We start from the raw sequence: 19956 nt of genomic DNA, 5'->3' as shown, positions 1-19956 counted from the left end.
CCTCCCGAGGAACGTATCGATGCTTTCGCCCTCACCCGTGCCCGCACGCACGCCTTCGTACGCCACCGTCCTGCGCACCCCTCATGCCACCCGCACCTTCGGCGCCGCCCTGCTGGGGCGGCTGTCGTACGGGATGGTCTCCCTTTCCCTGATGCTGGCGGTGAACGCCTCCACCGGCTCCTACTCCGTCGCCGGGGCCGTCATGGCCGTGTTCGGGGCGACCAGCGTCTTCCTCTCCCCCGCCCGCGCCGCGCTGATCGACCGGCACGGACCGCGCCGGGTCCTGCCGCCGATGGCCGGCCTCTACGCGGCGCTGCTCGCCGCGCTGGCGTACGCCACCTGGCGGCCGGGGGCCCCGGCGGTCCTGCTGGGGGTGCTGACCGCTGCGGCGGGGGCCTCCACTCCGCCGCTGGGGCCGGTGATGCGGACCCTGTGGAGCGACCTCGTCACCGACCGGGAACTGCTGCGGCGCGCCTACAGCCTGGACGGTGTGGCCGAGGAACTCCTCTTCGTCAGCGGCCCGTTGCTGGTGGGGCTGGTCGTGAGGTTCGCTCCGCCCGCGGCCGGCCTCGCGATCAGCGCCGCGCTGGTGTTCGTGGGCACGCTGGCACTGGTGTCCTCACCGGCGGTGCGCGGCAGGCGCGCGGCTCCGTCCGATGACGCGGCGCCCGGTACGGACGTGCCGCCGTCCGGGCGGCGGTTGCTCGGCATCGTCGGACTGCGGCGCGCGGTGCTGGTGACGGCGGCCGTGGGGCTGTGCCTGGGAGGTCTGGATCTGCTGGTGGTGGCGTTCACCGAGCAGCGTCACCAGAGCGGGGCGGTGTCGTGGGTGCTCGCCGCGCTCTCGGCCGGTAGCGCGGTCGGTGGACTGGCCTACGGCGCCGTCTCCTGGCGGGCGTCGAACCGGGTACGGCTGCCGCTGCTGGCCGTCGGCCTGGGCGCCGCCATGGTCGGAGCGGGGCTGTCGCCGAATGTGTACGTCCTGGCCGCGGTCACCGCGGTGGCCGGGCTGTTCATCGCGCCCGCCCTGACCACCGCCTACCTCATCGCGGACGAGTCGGTGGGCGCGGGCAGCCGTACGCAGGCGGGCGCCTGGGTGAACACCGCGATCAACGCGGGGTCGTCGGTGGGCGTCGCGGTGGTGGGTCTGCTGGTGGACCGCCTGTCGCCCGCCGTCTGCTTCGCGGTCGCGGCGGTCCCGGCGCTGTTGTGTGCGGCCGTGGTGACGCGCGGCTCGGCGGACGGCGGTGCGGGCGGCCGGTCGTGACCGGCGCGGCGCCGGGCAGGCCGTGTGCCGGCGAGCGCCACGGCGTTCTTGACGGCGGTGGCCGTCACCACCGCTACCGGCTGCTTCACCGACCCGGCGCTCCCGGGCCGCCGTCCGCGAGCCATTGGGCCCAGACGGCGGCCAGTTCCGCCTCGGCGGCCGGCGCCACCGTGTCCAGCAGCCGTACCTGCGCCCCCGGCCCCGCCAGGTCCATGCGGTACGGGTGGGGCCGGCCGGCCGGGGTGGCGCCGAGCACGGTGACCGAACCGATGACACGGTTGGGGCCCAGGATGCCGGGGAGTTCACGTATCTCCGGGTCCGTCAGGTCCAGGTCCTCGACCAGCAGCTCGCAGCCGTCGTACGTGGCACGCGTCATCGCCCGCACCCCGCCGCCCCGCTCGCCGGAACGCCCGAGAACCAGGGTGTCGCGCCACAGCATCCGCGCCCCGGCCGCCAGTGACACCTCCATCGAGCGCTCGACCCGGGCACCCGTCGAGATCACGAACGGCCGGGCGTCCCAGTGGAGTTCGCCGCCCTCGGCGATGCCCACGCGGGCCCGCCAGCTCGATGTGCCGCCACGGTGGTCGTACGCGACCAGGCCGGACGGCTCGACCAGCTCCAGCCGGGCGCCGGGGCCGACCGAGACGTCCAGCCGCAGATCGTCGCCCGCGAGCAGACCCGCCCGGGTGCCGACCAGCGCGATCCGCAGACGGTCGGGGGACGGCAGCAGGGGCCGGGGCGCGAGGAAGGAGCCGGGGCGCAGTTCCCGAGCGATGTGGCGTCCCGAACCGTCGAGCTCCACCGTGACGACCGTGGGCTCGGCGGACTCCCGGGTCATGAGCCGTCGTGGCTGTGGCTGTGCGGCGCCATCGGGCCCGGATCCGTGGGTACATGGGTTCCGGAACGGTGGCGTACGAGCAACTCGCGTACCCAGTCGGCGAGTTCGGCCACCGATGCCGGGTCGTGCCGGGAGAGCGCGAGGACCGGCAGGCCCTCGCGGGCCCGCGACGCGTCGGCGACCATCGCCGCCACGTCGACCTCCACGTGGGGCGCGAGGTCGGTCTTGTTGATGATCAGGAGGTCGGCGCCGGTGATGCCGGGGCCGCCCTTGCGGGCGACATCGCCGCCGCCCGCGACGTCGATGCAGAAGAGCTGGGCATCGGCGAGGGCCGGGCTGAAGGTGGCGGTGAGGTTGTCGCCACCGCTCTCGACGAGCACCAGGTCGAGCGGTCCGTACGCCTCCTCCAGGTCCTCGACCGCGTCGAGGTTGGCGCTGACGTCGTCCCGGATCGCGGTATGCGGGCAGGCGCCCGTCTCGACGGCCCGGATGCGCTCGGTGGGCAGTACCCCGGCCGAGCGGAGGAACCGGGCGTCCTCGTCGGTGTAGATGTCGTTGGTGACGACGGCCATGGCGAGTTCGCCGGCCAGCTCACGGCAGAGGGTGGCCAGGATCGAGCTCTTGCCGGTGCCGACCGGCCCGGCCACACCGAGGCGCAGCGCGCGTCGCGGGTGGTCGTGCGGAAGGTGCGGGGTGTTGTGGTCGATGTGCCGGCCGGGCGTGGTGTCGGGGTGCCGGCCGGGCGTGGTGTCGATGTGCTGGTCAGGCAAGGAAGAGTCTCCGTTCTCGTTGTGCGTGTTCGAGCGCCCACTGTTCGGTGAGCGGGGGTGTACGGGCGGGCAGGCCGGCCGGGGTCCGTACGGCGAGGGCCTCGGCCACCGCGGCCGCCGCGTACGGCTCGGCGTCGAGGATCCAGGCGACCGAGTCCAGCGGGTCGCCGGGCAGCAGCTTGAGCGCCGCTGAGGTGATGGTCTGCAGTTCGTCGTAGACGACGCCGCGCGCCAGCTCCTCCTCCGTCACCCGCAGGACGGCCCCGAGCGCGCCGAGGGCCACCGGCCGCAGCGGGCGGGGGCTGATCCCGGCCAGGGCGGTGACCGCCGGGTGTCCGGGATCCAGCCGGCGCGCCAGGCGCCGCACACCGCGGCCGAGCGTCGCCGATGCCTCGCGCAGGGGTGCGGCCGGGGTCCGGGCGGCGAGGGCCTGTTGTACGGGGCCGTAGTCCACCGGATCCCGCCCGGCGGCGCGCAGGGCGAGTACCGCGGCGGCGGCCTCGGTGACGGCCGCGGTGTGCAGCCGGGCCCGCAGCAGGGCGGGGATCCGGTCCCGGGTGAGACCCGCCGCGACGGCCGGTTCGAGTCCCGCGCTGTAGGTGTACGCGCCGACCGGGAGCCGTCCGTCACCGAGCAGCAGGTGTGCCAGGCCCGCCATCAGAACATGGAGTACCGCTGGGCCAGCGGCAGTTCGGTGGCGGGCGCGGGCTCCACGAGCTCTCCGTCGATCCGGATGGCGAAGGTCTCCGGGTCGACGTCGATGTCGGGGAGCGCCGTGTTGTTCGGCAGGTCCGCCTTGGTGAGGTGCCGGGTGGGGCGCACGGCGACCAACTCCCGTACCAGACCGAGCCGTTCGGCCAGTCCGTCCTCCAGGGCGGCCGGGGCCACGAAGCTGACCGAGAGGTGCGGGGCGGCCTCGGCGGCGGCGGTGGGTCGCATCAGGACGGGCTGGGTGGTGGGGATCGCGGCGTTGGCGTCACCGAGCGGCGCGTACACCACCATGCCGCCCTTGATGACGGCGGCGGGGCGGATGCCGAAGAAGGCGGGGTCCCAGAGCACCAGGTCGGCGAGCTTGCCGGGTTCGACGGAGCCGACGACATGGTCGATGCCGTGGGCGACCGCGGGGCAGATCGTGTACTTGGCGACGTAGCGGCGGGCGCGTTCGTTGTCGGCGGGCAGTTCGCTGCCGCGGTCGCCGAAGCGCTGCTTCATCACGTGCGCGACCTGCCAGGTGCGGCAGACGACCTCGCCGATGCGGCCCATGGCCTGGGCGTCCGAGGAGGTGATGGAGAGTGCGCCGATGTCGTGCAGGACGTCCTCGGCCGCGATGGTGGTGGCGCGGATGCGGGACTCGGCGAAGGCGAGGTCCTCGGGGACGCGCGGGTTGAGGTGGTGGCAGACCATCAGCATGTCGAGGTGTTCGGCGACGGTGTTGACGGTGTGCGGCAGCGTCGGATTGGTGGACGCCGGAAGGATGTTGGGGTGCGAGGCGACGGTGATGATGTCGGGTGCGTGGCCGCCGCCCGCGCCCTCGGCGTGGAAGACGTGGATGCCGCGTCCGGCGATGGCGTCGAGGGTCCCTTCGACGTAGCCGGCCTCGTTGAGGCTGTCGGCGTGCAGGGCGACCTGGAGGCCGTGTGCGTCGGCGGCCTTCAGCGCCGCGTCGATGGCGGCGGGGGTGGCGCCCCAGTCCTCGTGGACCTTGTAGCCGCCGGCCCCGCCGAGCGCCGCCTCGCGCAGGGCCTCCTCGCCGACGGTGGAGCCCTTGGCGAAGAGCATGACGTTGAGCGGGACCCGGTCCAGGGACCGGTGCATCATCGCGAGGTTCCAGGCGCCGGGGGTGACGGTGGTGGCCTTGGAGCCCTCGGTGGCGCCGGTGCCGCCGCCGATGACGGTGGTGGTGCCGGTGGCGAGGGCCTCGTGCAGGGTCTGCGGCATGAGGAAGTGGACGTGGGTGTCGACGGCTCCGGCGGTGAGGACACGGCCCTCGCCGGAGACCACGTCGGTGCCGGGTCCGATGACCAGGTCGGGGTGGACGCCGTCGCTGATGTCCGGGTTCCCGGAGCGGCCGAGCGCGACGATGCGGCCGGCCCGGACGCCCACGTCGGTCTTGACGATGCCCCAGTGGTCGAGGACGACGACATTGGTGATGACGAGGTCGAGGGCGCCGTCGGCGCGTGCGGCGGTGGACTGGGCCATGGATTCGCGGATGGACTTGCCGCCGCCGAACACGGCCTCGTCTCCGCCGAAGCAGCGGTCCTCCTCGACCTCGATCCAGAGGTCGGTGTCGGCGAGACGGACGCGGTCGCCGGTGGTGGGTCCGTAGAGCGACGCGTAGGCGGCGCGGGTCATTTGTGCCATGTCACATGCCATCTATTCGGGCGGCGCGGGTGCCCGGCACGACGATGCCGGGCACCTTCCGGCGGCCCCCCAGCTCGACGAGGGTGACCTCGGCACCCACTCCGGGCTCGAAGCGCAGAGAAGTACCGGAGGGAATGTCGAGCCGGAATCCTTCGGTCAGGGACCGGTCGAAAGAAAGTGCCGGATTCGCGTCGGAGAAATGCAGATGCGAGCCGATCTGAATAGGACGATCACCGTCGTTCACCACGGTCACATGCAATTGAGTACGAGTGTCGTTGATTTTCAGTTCACCGGGACCGGTCCGGATCTCACCGGGGATCACGGGATCGGCGAGGTGATCGTGACGAGCTTGCGCCCGTCCGGGAAGGTCGCCTCGACCTGGACGTCATGCAGCATCTCAGGAACACCTTCCAGCACGTCAGCGCGGGTGAGGACATTCCGTCCCGCGACCATCAGGTCGCTCACGAGGGCACCCTCGCGAGCACGTTCCACGGCCCAGCAGGAGAGCAGCGCGACGGCCTCGGGGTAGTTGAGCCGAACGCCACGATCCCGTCTGTCACGAGCGACCATTCCGGCGACGCTCAGCAGCAATTTCTCCGTGTCGGACGGAGTGAGAAACATTGGGAAACCTCCATGGCGGCAGTCCCCGGAATTCCCGGAATCGCCCTGGCCACGTTCCTCTTATAAGCCTCCCGACCACGCCGTGGCAACTTGCACCGCTCCGCGATAAGTCCCTTTCTGCCCTTATCGCCCACCATATACGGGCAAAGTAGACAAATTTTGTCCATCAAGAAACAGTAAAGAGAGGCGGCCGTGCACCCCGGCGCGGGGTTCACGGCCGCCTCAAGAGCAAAGCTCAGCAGGTCACTTCAGGCCGAAGGCCCGGATGATCTCCTGGTCCACGCCCAGGCCGTCGGCCGCCTCGGCGTGCGCCTTCAGCGAGACGAACGAGCCCGCCTTCTTCGGGGTCTTGAACCGGGCGGTCCAGGAGCCGGCCGCGTCCTTGCGGAGCTGCACCGCCTCCCAGGTGTCCCCGTCGTCGTAGCTGACCGACAGCGAGGCCCCGGAGGCCTTCACCGCACCGTCCAGCCACTCCTGCGTACCGGAGGAGAGACCGACCTCGGTCCACTTGCCGGCCCTGACGTCCCCGGCCAGGTCGGTGTCGACCTCGTAGTCCAGCTGGAGCATCGGGATGTCGGCCTGGAACGGGCCGTTCTCGTCCATGGCACCCGAGACGAAGTTCCACTCGGTGTGGGTGCGGGTGGACGTCCGCCACCGGTCGCTGTCGCGGGCGGAGTCGAGGACGAAGCGGTACGGCAGCTTCTCGGGCGAGACGTCCCAGGCGAAGCCGGCTCGCCCCGCGGCCTTCTTGATCAGGGTGTCGCCCTGGAAGAAGGCCGTGGTGGTGGTGTCGTACTCGTCCTCCGGCATGGCGCCCGAGTGGCCCGCTCCGGAGTCCGTCCACGGGGTGAAGTTGTACTGGATGTCGTTGTAGACGGACCGGAACGGACCCCAGTAGCCGGTGCCCAGGCGCGGCCGGGTGATCGGGGCGAACCACTGGGCCGGGTAGGTGCGGCCCGCCGTGTAGTCCAGCTCGCCGCTGCGCATCTCCTGCGCGGAACCCGACTCGTCGGCGTTCAGGACCGAGTGGTTCTCGTACCAGAACGAGGCGCCCGGCAGCGGGGTGACCCACTCCTCGCGGGTGCCGGGGAACTTCTCGTACTCCTCGAAGCCGATCCCCGGTCCGTAGTCCGGGATGTCGTAGCGGTAGCCGCCGCCGAGCACGTCCTTGTGGCCGTAGAAGGTGTTCTTCACCTTCGCCAGCCGGCCGGCCGACGGGGCGTACGCCAGTGAGCGGTCCGGGACGACGCCGTCGTGGCGGTCGACCAGGTCGTACACGTAGCGGGCGAACCTGCGCTGCTCGATCGTCACCTTCGAGCCGTGCCGGGCCGTCTCGATCAGCTTCTCGCCGGCCAGGCGCTGGACCGAGGCGACCGGGACGGCGGTCTCGGTGCCGTAGGGGGCGTACGTCTCCATCGCGACGCCGTCGCCGTCGTTGACGACGAAGAGCGCCTCGGCGCCCGCGGCCACCGCGTTCGCGGCCCGGTCCTCGGGGGCGACCGCGTCGCTGCGGCGGACGACGACCGCCTTGCCCTTGGCGTCCAGGCCCTTGTAGTCGGCCGCCGCGCCGTTGCCCGCGAAGACGGCGGCGAGCTTCTTCCTGCCGCTCTCCGCGACCGGCGAACCGCCCTGCACGGTCACCGGGACATCACGGCCGCCGGCCGTCAGGTCGATCAGCTTCTCGCCCTGCCGCCAGCGGGTCAGGAACGAGAAGCTGCCCTGGGTGACCTTCTCGGTGGGGCTCGCCCACAGCTGGTCGTACGTCAGCGGGATCTGGTACGCGTCGCGCTGGACGGTGCCGTCCGGTGCGGTACGTGCCATGTCGTAGCGCAGCTGCCGGGTCTCGGTCTCCTTGGGCGTCCGCACGCTGACCTTGCGGGCCTCGGAGGCGTCCAGGGTCACCGTGGACGGCTTGTCCAGGATGATCTCGGGGGCCGCGAGGAAGGCGAGGGCCCTGGAGTCCGCGCGGTCACCGGCGATGTCGGCGGCCGTCCACGCGGTGTAGTTGCCCGGCGGGAGCCGGAGCGTGGTCTCGCCCGACACCTGGACCGGCATCAGCTGGGGGTCGCCGAGGGCACCGAGGACGACGACGCCGTCCATCGGCTTGCCGCCCCGGTCACGGAGCTGGAGTTTCAGGTCGTACAGCTCCTGCTCCTTGTTCAGGGCGAAGCCGGTGTGGGCGACGGTGGTGCCCGCCGCGTCCTTGGCGACGACCTGGCCGGAGAACTGGGTGTTGTTCGCGACCTTCGACGGGTCCAGCGAGAGCACGGCCTCGGCGGTGGAGCCGGCCGGGACGGTGAGCTGCTTCGCCGAGAGGGTGTACGCGTCGGCGTCCGTGTCCGTCGCCAGAGCGAGCGTGACGTCCTTCGCACCCGTGTTGCGGTACGTGATGGTCCGCTCGGCGACCGGGTCGGACGGGGAGTGCGGCCAGTCGTAGGAGGCGACCGCGACGGAGCCGGTGGCCTCGATCGTGGTGTCGACCGCCGCCTTCACATCGAGCCGGCCGGTGCCCTGCTCGTACGGGGTGTGGTCCGTCAGCTGCTTGGACGAGCTCATCAGCGCGTCCTTGATCCGCTGACCGGACCAGTCGGGGTGACGCTGCTTCAGGATCGCCGCCGCGCCCGCGACGTGCGGGGTCGCCATCGACGTACCGGACATCGACTGGTACATGCCCTCGATGCCCGGGACCGACTGCGAGGCGGCCGCGTTGATGTCCACGCCCGGTGCGGACAGGTCGGGCTTGAGCCCGTACGACCTGACCAGCGGGCCCATCGAGGAGAAGTCCGCGCGGTTGTCCTGCTTGTCTACGGCGGCGATGGTGAGCGCCTTCTGCGCCGAGCCGGGCGAGCCGATGGTGCCCGCGCCGTAGGCGTTGCCCGCGGCGATCACGAACAGCGGACCGCCGTCGGCGGAAAGCGCGTCGACGGCCTGGGACATGGGGTCGGAGCCGTCGTCCGGAATGCTGGAGCCGAGGCTCATGGAGACGACGTCGGCGCCCTCGGCCTTCGCCCACTCCATGGCTTCGATGATGCCGGAGTCGGCACCGGAGCCCTCGTCGCTGAGCACCTTGCCGACGATCAGGCCGGCGCCCGGGGCGACGCCCTTGTTGACGCCCTCGGAGGCCGCGCCGGAGCCCGCGATCGTGGAGGCGACGTGGGTGCCGTGGCCGTTGCGGTCGACGACCTCCTCGCCCGGCACGAAGCTCCTGGTCTCCAGGATGCGGTCCTTGACGTCCGGGTGCGTCGCGTCGATGCCGGTGTCCAGGACGGCGACCTTGGAGCCCTTGCCGTCGTACCCCTCGGCCCAGGCCTGCGGGGCGTTGACCTGCGGCACCGAGTCCTTGAGCGCCGCCTCGGCCCGGCCGTCGAGCCAGAGCCTGGTGATGCCGCCGTCCAGCGAACGGGCCGCGGGGGTGGTGGTTATGCCGTTCCAGAAGGTACGGGCGGTGTCCTTGTCCGCCTTCAGCGCGGCGCCGTGGATGCTTTCGAGGGTACGGACCTTCTCGGCGCCTCGCGGGGCGGCGGGCAGCGAACGGCCCTTGCCCGCCGGGTAGGTGGCGATCATCGGGATGCCGCCCGACCGCTTGTCGTCGTACCCCATCTTCGCGAGCGCGGAGACGTTGAACAGTCTGCGGTCCAGCTTCCCGGCCGCGAGCAGTGCGGTGGCCTCGTCGGGCAGTACGTAGATGTCGTCGCCGGCCTGCTGGACGTGCACTCCGCCGAACGCGCCGTCGGGGCGGTCCACGGTGACGGTGTCCTGCTTGCCGGCGCCGTCGGTGTAGTGCACGACATCGCCCGTGAGCAGGGTGATGTCGTACTCCTGGACGGAGGGGACTCGGCGGTCGGCGGGTCGGGGCGTGTCCGCGCCCGCGGCGGAGGCGGCACCGGCTGCGGGGACCAGAGCGCCGCTCATGAGGGCGACCGCGGTCGCCAGCAGCAGCGCCCTGCGCCCGGTACGGGCGGATCTCGCCCGGCCGGAGGCGGAGGAAGGTGAAGGAGTCATGCTGCTGATCTACCGGCAAATGCGCGGCTACGGCCGAGTTGGCACTGGCGTGAAGCCGCCGTGGCGGCAACCCGCCCTGGGCGGACGGGTTCCGGGGGCCGGTTCAGGCCACCGAAGTGATCACTCCGGTGGGCGGCTGACCGGCCTCGTGATGGATCGGCGTGTGCGCGCCCTTGAGCGGTACGCCACTGCCGCCGCGCCGGTCGGCGACGATTTCCGCGGCGATCGAGAGCGCGGTCTCCTCGGGGGTGCGCGCTCCGAGATCGAGACCGATCGGCGAGTGCAGCCTGGCCAGTTCCAGCTCCGTGACTCCGACGTCGCGCAGCCGGTCGTTGCGCTCCAGATGGGTGCGGCGCGAGCCCATCGCCCCGACATAGGCGACCGGCAGCTTCAACGCGAGTTCCAGCAGCGGGACATCGAACTTGGCGTCGTGGGTGAGGACGCACAGGACGGTGCGCGCGTCGACCTCGGTCTCCGAGAGATAGCGGTGCGGCCAGTCGACGACCAGTTCGTCGGCCTCGGGGAAGCGGGCCTTCGTCGCGAAGACCGGGCGGGCGTCGCACAATGTCACGTGGTACCCGAGGAACTTGCCCGCGCGGACCAGCGCCGAGGCGAAGTCGATGGCCCCGAAGACGATCATCCGGGGCGGCGGAACGCTGGATTCGACGAGCAGGGTGATCGGCCGGCCGCAGCGCGAGCCGTCGGTGCCGATGGTGACGGGGCCGGTGCGGCCCGTGTCCAGCATGGCGCGGGCGTCGGCCGCGGCGGTGCGGTCCAGCTCCGGATGCCCGCCGAGCCCGCCCTCGTACGAGCCGTCGGAACGGACGAGCAGGGGGCGGCCGAGGAGTTCGGCCGGCCCGTCGGTGATCCTGGCGAGCGCCGCCGCCGTCCCCCGGGCGGCGGCGGCGAGCGCGGCGGCCAACACCGCCCGTGCGGGGTCGTCCGCACGGACCGGTGTCACCAGGATGTCGATGACGCCGCCGCAGGTCAGTCCGACCGCGAAGGCGTCCTCGTCGCTGTAGCCGAACCGTTCGCGCACCGCGGTGCCGTCGGCCAGCGCCTGCTCGCACAGTTCGTAGACCGCGCCCTCCACACACCCGCCGGAGACGGAACCGATCGCCGTGCCGTCGCGGTCGACGGCGAGCGCGGCTCCGGGCTGCCGGGGCGCACTGCCGCCGACCGCCACGACGGTGGCCACGGCGAATTCGCGTCCCTGCTCGACCCACCGGTCCAGCTCCTCGGCGATGTCCAGCATGGCGTCTCTCCTTCTACGGGTGTGCGGAGGGGCGGGCGGGGGCCCGGCACGGGCCGCTACCGCTCGGCTGCTACTTGGCGCCGATCCAGCTCTCGATCGGGCTGAGCGCGAAGTACACGACGAACACGGCGGTCAGTACCCACATGAAGACGCCCACCTCACGGAACTTGCCCTGCGCCGCCTTGATCGCGGCGAAGGAGATCACTCCGGCGCCGACACCGGCGGTGATCGAGTAGGTGAACGGCATCAGTGCCACGGTCAGGAAGACCGGCACGGCGACGGCGCGGTCGCTCCAGTCGACGTGGCGGGCGTTCTGCATCATCATCGCGCCGATGACGACGAGCGCCGCGGCGGCGATCGGTCCCGGCACGATCTGGGCGAGCGGGGTGAAGAACAGTCCGGCGGCGAAGAGCACACCGGTGACAACGGAGGACAGGCCGGTACGGGCGCCTTCACCGACACCGGTCGCGGACTCGATGAAGACGGTCTGGCCGGACGCCCCGGAGACGCCGCCGATCGCGCCGCCCGCGCCATCGATGAACAGGGCCTTGGACAGGCCCGGCATCCGGCCCTTGCTGTCGGCGAGTCCGGCCTCGGTGCCGACCCCGATGATGGTCGCCATCGCGTCGAAGAAGCCGGCCAGCACCAGGGTGAAGACGATCATGCCGACGGTCATCACGCCGATGTCGCCCCAGCCGCCGAACTCGACATGGCCGAAGAGCCCGAAGTCGGGCATCGAGACCGCGCTGCCCTGCAGTTCGGGTGCGCTGCCGCCCCAGGCCTTGGGGCTGATGTCGGTGACCGCGTTGACGATGACGGCGAGGACCGTGCCGACGACGATGCCGATCAGGATCGCGCCGGGCACATTGCGGGCCTGGAGCATGAAGATGAGCAGCAGGGTGACGCAGAAGAGGAGTACCGGCCAGCCGGTGAGCTGCCCGCCGGTACCGAGCGTGACGGGGGCGCCCTTGCCGACGAAGCCGGCGTTGACCAGGCCGATCAGCGCGATGAACATGCCGATGCCGATGGTGATGCCGTGCTTCAGGGCCAGCGGTATCGCGTTCATGATGATCTCGCGCAGCCCGGTGACGACCAGCAGAACGATCACGGCGCCGTACATCACGCACATGCCCATGGCCTGCGGCCACGTCATGTGGGGTGCCACCTGGGTGGCGAGCACGCCGGAGACGGAGAGTCCCGCGGCGAGGGCGAGGGGCACCTTGCCGATGAAGCCCATCAGCAGGGTGGAGACGGCCGCGGCCAGGGCGGTCGCGGTGATCAGTCCGGCGTGGCTGAGCCGGTCGCCCGCCGCGTCGGGCCCGGACAGCAGGAGCGGGTTGAGCAGGAGGATGTAACACATCGCCATGAAGGTGGTGATGCCGCCGCGCACTTCGCGTGCGACGGTGGAGCCACGGTCGGAGATGTGGAAGTACCGGTCGAGCCAGGATCTTCCGGCGGGGACGCGCGAGCCTGAGGCCGCGTCTTCCGCACTTGTCCTGGGCTCCACTGACTGCTGGGTCATGATGCCTGACTCCCAAGGTTCACAGGGGCACCCGCGATGAAGAATCGATATGCGGGATTTGGGATGACTGCGCTGGCGGCACGACCCGGGGGACGGCCCGAGGCGAACTGTTCATGCAGAGTGGAATGTGACGTGTGACGTGGTGTTAGCGGTGTGACGTGGTGTTGGCGATGTGACGTCGTACTGACGGTGCGACGTGGCACTGGCGATGTGACGTCGTACTGACGGCGTGACGTGTTGCCGGTGGTGCGACGCGACACGCACGATGTGGTGTGACGTGCTACATGTGCGGCGTCACCCTCCCTGCGGCTGCTGCCGCGCTGCGGGTACTGCCGTGTGTCGCGGTACTGCGGTGCTGCGGTATTGCGGAACTCCGGGCGGTGCGGGCGACGGAAGTGTGACGTTCCTGGGAGGCACGCACCGCCCGGAGAGTTCGGTCGGAGCCGCGGCTCAGGCGCCGGTGAGGTGCTCGGGGCGTACCGGCGTCCGGTTGAGCTCCAGGCCCGTCGCGTTCCGGATCGCCGCGAGGACGGCCGGGGTCGACGACAGGGTGGGGGCCTCGCCGATGCCACGCAGCCCGTACGGGGCGTGCTCGTCGGCGAGTTCGAGCACGTCGACGGGGATGGTCGGCGTGTCGAGGATCGTGGGAAGCAGGTAGTCCGTGAAGGACGGGTTCCTGACCTTCGCGGTCGTGGGATCGACGATGATCTCCTCCATCACCGCGATGCCCATGCCCTGGATCGTGCCGCCCTGGATCTGGCCGACGACGGAGAGCGGGTTGAGCGCCTTGCCGACGTCCTGGGCGCAGGCCAGTTCGATGACCTTGACCAGGCCGAGTTCGGTGTCGACCTCGACGACCGCGCGGTGGGCGGCGAAGGAGTACTGGACATGGCCGTTGCCCTGTCCGGTGCGCAGGTCGAACGCCTCGGTGGGCCGGTGGCGCCACTCCAGCTCGATGTCGACCGCCTCGTCCTCCAGCACATCGACCAGGTCGGCCAGCACCTCGCCGCCGTCGGTGACGACCTTGCCGCCCTCCAGGAGCAGTTCGGCGGTGGCCCAGGCGGGGTGGTACGTACCGAACTTGCGGCGCCCCATCTCCAGGACCTTCTCGCGGACGGCCTCGCAGGAGTGCTTCACGGCGCCGCCGGTGACGTAGGTCTGGCGGGACGCGGAGGTGGAACCGGCCGAGCCGACCCGGGTGTCGGCCGGGTTGATGGTGACCTGCGAGACGCCGAGTTCGGTTCGGGCGATCTGGGCGTGCACGGTGACACCGCCCTGCCCGACCTCCGCCATGGCGGTGTGCACGGTGGCGACCGGTTCACCGGCGACGACCTCCATGCGTACCCGGGCGGTGGAGTAGTCGTCGAAGCCCTCGGAGAAGCCGACGTTCTTGAGACCGACCGCGTAGCCGATGCCGCGCACCACGCCTTCGCCGTGGGTGGTGTTGGAGAGTCCGCCGGGCAGCGCGCGTACGTCGGCCGGCTCCCCGGCCACCTCCCACTGCCGCTCGGGCGGCAGCGGCCTGGCCTTGACCCGTCGCAGCAGCTCGGCGACCGGGGCGGGCGAGTCGACGACCTGTCCGGTCGGCAGCAGGGTGCCCTGCTCCATGGCGTTGAGCTGCCTGAACTCGACCGGGTCCATGCCCAGTCCGGCCGCGAGCTTGTCCATCTGCGCCTCGTAGGCGAAGCATGCCTGTACCGCGCCGAAGCCGCGCATGGCGCCGCACGGCGGGTTGTTGGTGTAGAGCGCGATGGCCTCGATGTCGACGTCGTCGATGACGTACGGGCCGACGGAGAGCGAGGAGGCGTTGCCGACGACGGCCGGGGAGGCGGACGCGTAGGCGCCGCCGTCCAGCACAATGCGACATTTCATATGTGTCAGCTTGCCGTCGCGGGTGGCACCGTGCTCGTACCAGAGCTTCGCCGGGTGCCGGTGGACGTGGCCGAAGAAGGACTCGAACCGGTTGTAGACGATCTTGACCGGCTTGCCGGTGCGCAGGGCGAGCAGGCAGGCGTGGATCTGCATCGACAGGTCCTCGCGGCCGCCGAAGGCCCCGCCGACACCGGAGAGGGTCATGCGGACCTTGTCCTCGGGCAGGCCCAGGACCGGTGCGATCTGGCGCAGGTCGGAGTGGAGCCACTGGGTGGCGACGTACAGGTCGACGCCGCCGTCCTCGGCGGGCACGGCCAGTCCGGACTCGGGGCCGAGGAATGCCTGGTCCTGCATGCCGAAGACGTACTCACCGCTCACGACGACATCGGCGCGGGCCGCCGCCGCGTCCGCGTCGCCGCGGACGATGGGCTGGCGGTGGACGATGTTGGGGTGCGGTACGTGCCCCGCGTGGTGGTCGTCGCGGCCCTCGTGGACGAGGATCGCGTCGGGGGCGGTCGCGGAGGCCTCGTCGGTGATGACGGGCAGTTCGCGGTAGTCGATCCTGATCTTCGCGGCGGCACGGCGGGCCGTCTCCGGGTGGTCGGCGGCGACGAGCGCCACCGGTTCGCCGTGGTGGCGGACCTTGCCGTGGGCGAGGACCGGGGTGTCCTGGATCTCCAGGCCGTAGTTCTTCACCGTGCTCGGCAGGTCGTCGTAGGTGAGTACGGCGTAGACGCCGGACGTGGCGAGCGCCTCCGAGGTGTCGATGGAGACGATCTCGGCGTGCGCGACCGTGGAGCGCAGGGTGTGGCCCCAGAGCATGTCCTCGTGCCACATGTCGGAGGAGTACGCGAACTCGCCGGTGACCTTGAGGATGCCGTCGGGGCGGAGCGTGGACTCGCCGATGCCGCCCTTGGTGCGGGTGCCCTGGTTGATGCTGGTGGGGTTGCCGGTTACGCCCATCGTCAGACCGTTTCTTCCGCGCGGGCGGCCGCGAGGCGGACCGCGTCGAGGATCTTCTCGTAGCCGGTGCAGCGGCAGAGGTTGCCGGAGAGCGCCTCGCGGATGTCCGCGTCGGACGGTTCCGGGTTGCGCTCCAGCAGCTCGTCGGCGGCGACCAGCAGGCCGGGGGTGCAGAATCCGCACTGGACGGCTCCGGCGTCGATGAACGCCTGCTGGATCGGGGAGAGCTCACCGGTCTCCCGGGTCTCCTCGCCGGCCGGCCGGGCCTCCCACCGCCGGGCCCTGTCGAGCGCCGTGCCGCACGCGCCGGAGGCGCAGCCGCTGCCGGGGTGCTGCTCGGAGCGGTGGGCGGCGAAGTCCGCGAGGCCCTCCACCGTGACGACCTCGCGGCCCTCCACCTGGCCGGCCGCGACCAGGCAGGAGCAGACCGGGACACCGTCGAGGCGGACCGTGCAGGAGCCGCACTCGCCCTGCTCGCAGGCGTTCTTCGAGCCGGGCAGGCCCATCCGCTCGCGCAGCACGTAGAGGAGGGACTCGCCCTCCCAGACGTCGTCCGCCTCGTGCCTGCGACCGTTGACCGTGAAATTGACGCGCATGATCAGGCAGCTCCTTCGGTGCTGCGGCCGTTGCCGCGGTACGACTCCCAGGTCCAGCCGAGGGTGCGGCGGGCCATGATCCCGACCGCGTGCCGGCGATAGCTCGCGGTACCGCGCACGTCGTCGATCGGGTTGCAGGCGCCCGCGGCGAGCGCGGCGAACTGCTTGGCGACGGACGGCGTGATGATCGCGCGGCTGTCCCAGAACCCGCCCTCCTCCAGCGCGGCGTTCAGGAAGTCCTCGGCCTCCTTCGCCCGTACGGGCGTGGGAGCGGCCGATCCGATTCCGGTGCGCACCGTGCGGGTCCCGGGGTGCAGGGCCAGGCCGAAGGCGCAGACGGCGATGACCATCGCGTTGCGGGTGCCGACCTTGGAGTACTGCTGCGGACCGTCGGCCTTCTTGATGTGCACGGCCCGGATCAGCTCGTCCGGCGCGAGGGCGTTGCGCTTGACGCCGGTGTAGAAGGCGTCGATCGGGATCATCCTGGTTCCGCGCACGGACTCGGCCTCGACCTCCGCGCCCGCGGCGAGCAGTGCCGGGTGGGCGTCCCCGGCGGGCGAGGCGGTGCCCAGGTTGCCCCCGACGCCGCCGCGGTTGCGGATCTGCGGCGAGGCGACGGTGTGCGAGGCGAGCGCCAGTCCGGGCAGCTCGGCGCGCAGGTGCTCCATGATGTGGCTGTACGGGACGGAGGCGCCGAGCCGTACGTTCTCCTGGCCCACCTCCCACTCGGACAGCTCTCCGATGCGGTTCAGGTCCAGGAGGTACTCGGGCCGCCGGTGGTCGAAGTTGATCTCGACCATCACATCGGTGCCACCCGCGATGGGCACAGCCGTCGGGTGCTCGGCCTTGGCGGCGAGCGCCTCCTCCCAGCTGGCGGGGCGAAGGAAGTCCATGAGTGGCTCTCTTCTTCTCAATCGGGTCGTTCGCTGGGGGCTGGGGACGGCCGGCCCTCGACTGGTCTTTCGGTTCGTTCATGTTGTTGTTGACGCGGTGTGGGGCCAAGTACACAAGCCGTGCTCCACCCGGTGCAGTCACCGAAACCATGAAGGAGTTGGCTGGTCGATCTCCGCGTCTTGTAGATTCGAACGAATGGCGGGGATCGGTGACCTCACCGCAATACCCAGTTTTCACCCGCACCAACGAAAGAGATCGGCGGCGACGAGATGCGGCTGCGCGCACTGCTGGAGACCGACGCGCTGGGCCTGCGGCTGCTCGGCGGCGAGGACGAGCTGGACCGTTCGGTCCGCGGCGTGATGACCACCGACCTGCGGGATCCCAGCCGCTACCTGTCGGGCGGCGAGCTGGTCCTCACGGGTCTGGCCTGGCGCCGGGACGCGGCGGACTCGGAGCCGTTCGTACGGATCCTGGCGGGTGCCGGTGTCGCCGGGCTCGCGGCGGGCGAGGCGGAGCTCGGCGACATCCCCGCCGATCTGGTGGAGGCCTGTGCCCGGCACCGGCTGCCACTCTTCGCCGTCCATGAGACCGTCGCGTTCGCAACGATCACCGAGCATGTGGTGCGCCAGGTGTCCGGGGAGCGGGCGGGCGATCTGGCTGCGGTCGTGGACCGGCACCGCAGGCTGATGACCTCGGGGCCGGCGGGTGGCGGTCCCGAGGTGGTGCTCGATCTGCTCGGGACCGACCTCGACCTGCACGCCTGGGTGCTCTCCCCCACCGGCCGGCAGATCGCGGGCGCCGGTGAAACGTCACTGCCCGGCCCGGTCGGCGCGGCGCTCGCCGGCCACCATCTGGCAGCCACCCGCACCGGCCGCCGCGCCCCGCACCGGGCCACGGTCGACGGCACCGCGTATTCGCTCTTCCCGATCCGGAACACCGGCCGCGGCGCCCTTCCGGCCTCCCGCGATGTCCGCGAGTCGGTGCTCTCGGACTGGCTGCTGGCGGTCGAGGCGGACGCGAGCGACTGGCCGCCGGCCCGGCTGGACCTGCTCCAGGGTGTCACCCAGCTGATCGCCGTCGAGCGGGACCGCCGCGACGCGGCGCGCACGGTACGCCGCAGGCTCGCCCAGGAGGTCCTGGAGCTGGTCCAGACGGGTGCCCCGCCGGCCGAGATCGCCGCCAGGCTGCGGGTGGCGGCCCCGGTGCTGCTGCCGGGGCTCGGGAGCGCGCCGCACTGGCAGGTGGTGGTGGCGCGGGTCGAGTGGAGCGACGCGGAGGGCCGGGCCGCCGGCGGCGCCCAGGCGGGCTCCGGGACCTCCGGTTCCGAGATCGCGGGCGGCCCGGTCGCCCAGGCGCTCCTGGAGGAGATCCTGGTCGACCCCGCGGTCTCCGGCCCCGACTCGGCGGACCGGATCGCGGTCGCCCACACGGGCGAGGAGGCCGTCGCCCTCGTACCGCTGCCCGCCGTCGCCGCGCCCGTACCGGACCGGGACGGCGAGCGCGCCGAGGGGCCGGACCGGGATCCGGCGCTCCACGCCGATGTGCTGCTGGCCGCCGTCCGCGAACCGCTCTCCGCGGGCCTCGCCGACGACGGGCGGCTGACCCTGGGTGTCAGCGCGGCCGTCCATTCGCCCGAGGGGCTGCGCGGCGCCCTGGAGGAGGCCCGGCACGCCCGCCGGGTGGCGGCGGCCCGCCCCGGCCGGGTCTGCGCGGCCGGCCACCACGAACTGGCCTCGCACGTGCTGCTGCTGCCGTTCGTGCCGGACGACGTGCGCCGCGCGTTCACCGCACGCCTGCTCGATCCGCTGCGTGACTACGACCGGCGCCACCGCGCGGAGCTGATCCCCACGCTGGAGACGTTCCTGGACTGCGACGGTTCGTGGACCCGCTGCGCCGCCCGGCTCCACCTGCACGTCAACACGCTGCGCTACCGGGTCGGACGAATCGAGCAGTTGACGGGACGCGATCTTTCGCGGCTGGAGGACAAGCTCGATTTCTTCCTCGCCCTGCGTATGAGCTGATTTCCCGGGCCTGTCACGGCTGTTGGCCGCCCTGTTCGTTTGTGAAAACTTTCACCTGAGATTGAACGAACCCTTGGCCCGGCATGCGGATCCGTGCTGAGATGCCGCCAGACTCAACAGCTCGATGGCGCGCTCGGGGAGGGCAATGTGGCGCATACCGCCATGTCTGGTTCCGGAACGACAGCAGATGACGATCCGCCGCTCCAGACAGCGGTATGGCGGCTTCGGTCGCGCGCCTGCTGGACGGACGCCGCCGCGCTGCTCGAACCCGGCGCCGCCACCGATCCGGCCGCCGCGCTCCAGCGGACCGCCCTGCTGACCGAACGGTGCCTGTACACCGGAAAGGGCTGGACCGACGCGGAGGACGCGCTGCGCACCGCGGAGGCGCTGGCCCACGACGACGCCGAACGCGGCGCGGCCGCCTGTGAACGCGGCCATCTGGCCTACGCGTCGACACTCCTCGGGGTACGGGACCGGGCCGACGAGGCCAGCGTCGCCCTGAGCCGGGCCGCGGCACTGCTCGCCCCGTCCGCACCGGGCCGCCCGCTGCTGGACTTCCGGCGGGGCCTGATCGCGCAGAACATCGCCGATTCGCCGCAGGCGGCGCGCGCCGCGTACCGCAGGGCCCACGCCGGGGCCACCGCCCAGGGCGACGCGCTGCTGCTCTCCTCCACCTGGCGCCACCTCGCCCTGCTGTCCCTGCGCGAGGGCGAACTGGCGGAGGCCCGGCACGGCTTCGCGGAGTCCCTGCGGATCAGGGAGGAGCTGGGCTATCTGATCGGTACGGCCCCGGCCCTCATCGCCCTCGCGGACTCCGAGCCGGAGCCGGAGCTGGCGACCCGGCTGCGCGCCGAGGCGGGCCGGCTGTTCCGGCTGCTCGGCGGCGTACCGACGTGGCTGGCCCCGCATCTGGACCCGCCGCCCGCGGAGGCCGTCGGGGCGAACTGAGCCCGGGGTCCGGCCGGTCATCGCCC

At 71.7% G+C, this 19956-nt stretch carries 15 protein-coding genes; 3 read left to right on the top strand and 12 right to left on the bottom strand.

What is annotated here, in order from left to right:
* The first annotated feature begins 19 nt into the window (after positions 1-19).
* Entirely contained in the window at positions 20-1267 is a 1248-nt protein-coding gene (locus ACGF8B_RS09130; protein WP_392736195.1) for an MFS transporter, read from the top strand.
* Between the two features lie 85 nt (positions 1268-1352).
* Here the strand turns inward: ACGF8B_RS09130 and ACGF8B_RS09125 are convergent, their stop codons facing one another.
* The 12 genes from ACGF8B_RS09125 to ACGF8B_RS09070 all read right to left on the bottom strand — a co-directional run bounded on the left by ACGF8B_RS09125 (position 1353) and on the right by ACGF8B_RS09070 (position 16960).
* Positions 1353-2105: an urease accessory protein UreD gene (locus ACGF8B_RS09125; protein WP_392736193.1), complete on the bottom strand. Its 753-nt coding sequence runs from the start codon at positions 2103-2105 to the stop codon at positions 1353-1355.
* Entirely contained in the window at positions 2102-2875 is a 774-nt protein-coding gene (gene ureG / locus ACGF8B_RS09120) for an urease accessory protein UreG (protein ID WP_392736191.1), read from the bottom strand. Before ureG ends, ACGF8B_RS09125 begins: the two co-directional genes overlap by 4 nt.
* Complete coding sequence (locus tag ACGF8B_RS09115; protein WP_392736189.1) at positions 2868-3533, bottom strand: urease accessory protein UreF; 666 nt, start codon at positions 3531-3533, stop codon at positions 2868-2870. The genes ureG and ACGF8B_RS09115 overlap by 8 nt, the downstream gene beginning before the upstream one ends.
* Positions 3533-5236 carry an urease subunit alpha gene (locus ACGF8B_RS09110; RefSeq protein WP_392736187.1) on the bottom strand — a complete coding sequence of 568 codons (1704 nt, stop codon included), beginning with the start codon at positions 5234-5236 and terminating at the stop codon, positions 3533-3535. Before ACGF8B_RS09110 ends, ACGF8B_RS09115 begins: the two co-directional genes overlap by 1 nt.
* Position 5237: 1 nt before the next feature.
* The gene (locus tag ACGF8B_RS09105; RefSeq protein ID WP_392736185.1) at positions 5238-5558 is read right to left on the bottom strand and encodes an urease subunit beta; all 321 of its coding nucleotides are present in this window, start codon (positions 5556-5558) and stop codon (positions 5238-5240) included.
* A complete protein-coding gene (locus tag ACGF8B_RS09100; RefSeq protein WP_392736183.1) occupies positions 5555-5857 on the bottom strand; it encodes an urease subunit gamma in 303 nt (100 codons plus the stop codon). Before ACGF8B_RS09100 ends, ACGF8B_RS09105 begins: the two co-directional genes overlap by 4 nt.
* Positions 5858-6100: 243 nt before the next feature.
* Positions 6101-9859 carry a S8 family serine peptidase gene (locus tag ACGF8B_RS09095; RefSeq protein WP_392736181.1) on the bottom strand — a complete coding sequence of 1253 codons (3759 nt, stop codon included), beginning with the start codon at positions 9857-9859 and terminating at the stop codon, positions 6101-6103.
* Positions 9860-9962: 103 nt separating this feature from the next.
* Positions 9963-11114 carry an XdhC family protein gene (locus ACGF8B_RS09090; RefSeq protein ID WP_392736179.1) on the bottom strand — a complete coding sequence of 384 codons (1152 nt, stop codon included), beginning with the start codon at positions 11112-11114 and terminating at the stop codon, positions 9963-9965.
* A gap of 70 nt (positions 11115-11184) precedes the next feature.
* A complete protein-coding gene (locus ACGF8B_RS09085; RefSeq protein WP_392736177.1) occupies positions 11185-12636 on the bottom strand; it encodes an NCS2 family permease in 1452 nt (483 codons plus the stop codon).
* A 450-nt stretch (positions 12637-13086) separates the two neighbouring features.
* Complete coding sequence (pucD, locus tag ACGF8B_RS09080) at positions 13087-15471, bottom strand: xanthine dehydrogenase subunit D (RefSeq protein WP_392736175.1); 2385 nt, start codon at positions 15469-15471, stop codon at positions 13087-13089.
* Between the two features lie 2 nt (positions 15472-15473).
* A complete protein-coding gene (locus ACGF8B_RS09075; protein ID WP_392736173.1) occupies positions 15474-16067 on the bottom strand; it encodes a (2Fe-2S)-binding protein in 594 nt (197 codons plus the stop codon).
* Positions 16068-16069: 2 nt separating this feature from the next.
* On the bottom strand, positions 16070-16960 hold the full coding sequence (locus tag ACGF8B_RS09070) for an FAD binding domain-containing protein (protein ID WP_392736172.1): 891 nt from the start codon (positions 16958-16960) through the stop codon (positions 16070-16072).
* A gap of 270 nt (positions 16961-17230) precedes the next feature.
* Here ACGF8B_RS09070 and ACGF8B_RS09065 point away from each other — a divergent pair, with 270 nt between their 5' ends.
* The gene (locus ACGF8B_RS09065) at positions 17231-18982 is read left to right on the top strand and encodes a PucR family transcriptional regulator (protein WP_392736171.1); all 1752 of its coding nucleotides are present in this window, start codon (positions 17231-17233) and stop codon (positions 18980-18982) included.
* Between the two features lie 162 nt (positions 18983-19144).
* Positions 19145-19930: a hypothetical protein gene (locus tag ACGF8B_RS09060; protein WP_392736169.1), complete on the top strand. Its 786-nt coding sequence runs from the start codon at positions 19145-19147 to the stop codon at positions 19928-19930.
* Positions 19931-19956 lie beyond the last annotated feature (26 nt).

Origin of the sequence: Streptomyces sp. NPDC047917, from assembly GCF_043204345.1 — a bacterium.
GTDB classification, from domain to species: Bacteria; Actinomycetota; Actinomycetes; order Streptomycetales; family Streptomycetaceae; genus Streptomyces; species Streptomyces sanglieri.
The sequence above is the reverse complement of the archived record's forward strand: the minus strand, read 5'-3'. Positions and strand labels throughout refer to the sequence as shown.

What these genes read in the sequence shown, in the direction of transcription:
- ACGF8B_RS09130 (WP_392736195.1), top strand. Translation starts at nt 20, where the DNA reads ATGCTTTCGCCCTCACCCGTGCCCGCACGCACGCCTTCGTACGCCACC.
- ACGF8B_RS09125 (WP_392736193.1), bottom strand. Translation starts at nt 2,105, where the DNA reads ATGACCCGGGAGTCCGCCGAGCCCACGGTCGTCACGGTGGAGCTCGAC.
- ACGF8B_RS09115 (WP_392736189.1), bottom strand. Translation starts at nt 3,533, where the DNA reads ATGGCGGGCCTGGCACACCTGCTGCTCGGTGACGGACGGCTCCCGGTC.
- ACGF8B_RS09110 (WP_392736187.1), bottom strand. Translation starts at nt 5,236, where the DNA reads ATGGCACAAATGACCCGCGCCGCCTACGCGTCGCTCTACGGACCCACC.
- ACGF8B_RS09100 (WP_392736183.1), bottom strand. Translation starts at nt 5,857, where the DNA reads ATGTTTCTCACTCCGTCCGACACGGAGAAATTGCTGCTGAGCGTCGCC.
- ACGF8B_RS09095 (WP_392736181.1), bottom strand. Translation starts at nt 9,859, where the DNA reads ATGACTCCTTCACCTTCCTCCGCCTCCGGCCGGGCGAGATCCGCCCGT.
- ACGF8B_RS09090 (WP_392736179.1), bottom strand. Translation starts at nt 11,114, where the DNA reads ATGCTGGACATCGCCGAGGAGCTGGACCGGTGGGTCGAGCAGGGACGC.
- ACGF8B_RS09085 (WP_392736177.1), bottom strand. Translation starts at nt 12,636, where the DNA reads ATGACCCAGCAGTCAGTGGAGCCCAGGACAAGTGCGGAAGACGCGGCC.
- pucD (WP_392736175.1), bottom strand. Translation starts at nt 15,471, where the DNA reads ATGGGCGTAACCGGCAACCCCACCAGCATCAACCAGGGCACCCGCACC.
- ACGF8B_RS09075 (WP_392736173.1), bottom strand. Translation starts at nt 16,067, where the DNA reads ATGCGCGTCAATTTCACGGTCAACGGTCGCAGGCACGAGGCGGACGAC.
- ACGF8B_RS09070 (WP_392736172.1), bottom strand. Translation starts at nt 16,960, where the DNA reads ATGGACTTCCTTCGCCCCGCCAGCTGGGAGGAGGCGCTCGCCGCCAAG.
- ACGF8B_RS09065 (WP_392736171.1), top strand. Translation starts at nt 17,231, where the DNA reads ATGCGGCTGCGCGCACTGCTGGAGACCGACGCGCTGGGCCTGCGGCTG.
- ACGF8B_RS09060 (WP_392736169.1), top strand. Translation starts at nt 19,145, where the DNA reads ATGTCTGGTTCCGGAACGACAGCAGATGACGATCCGCCGCTCCAGACA.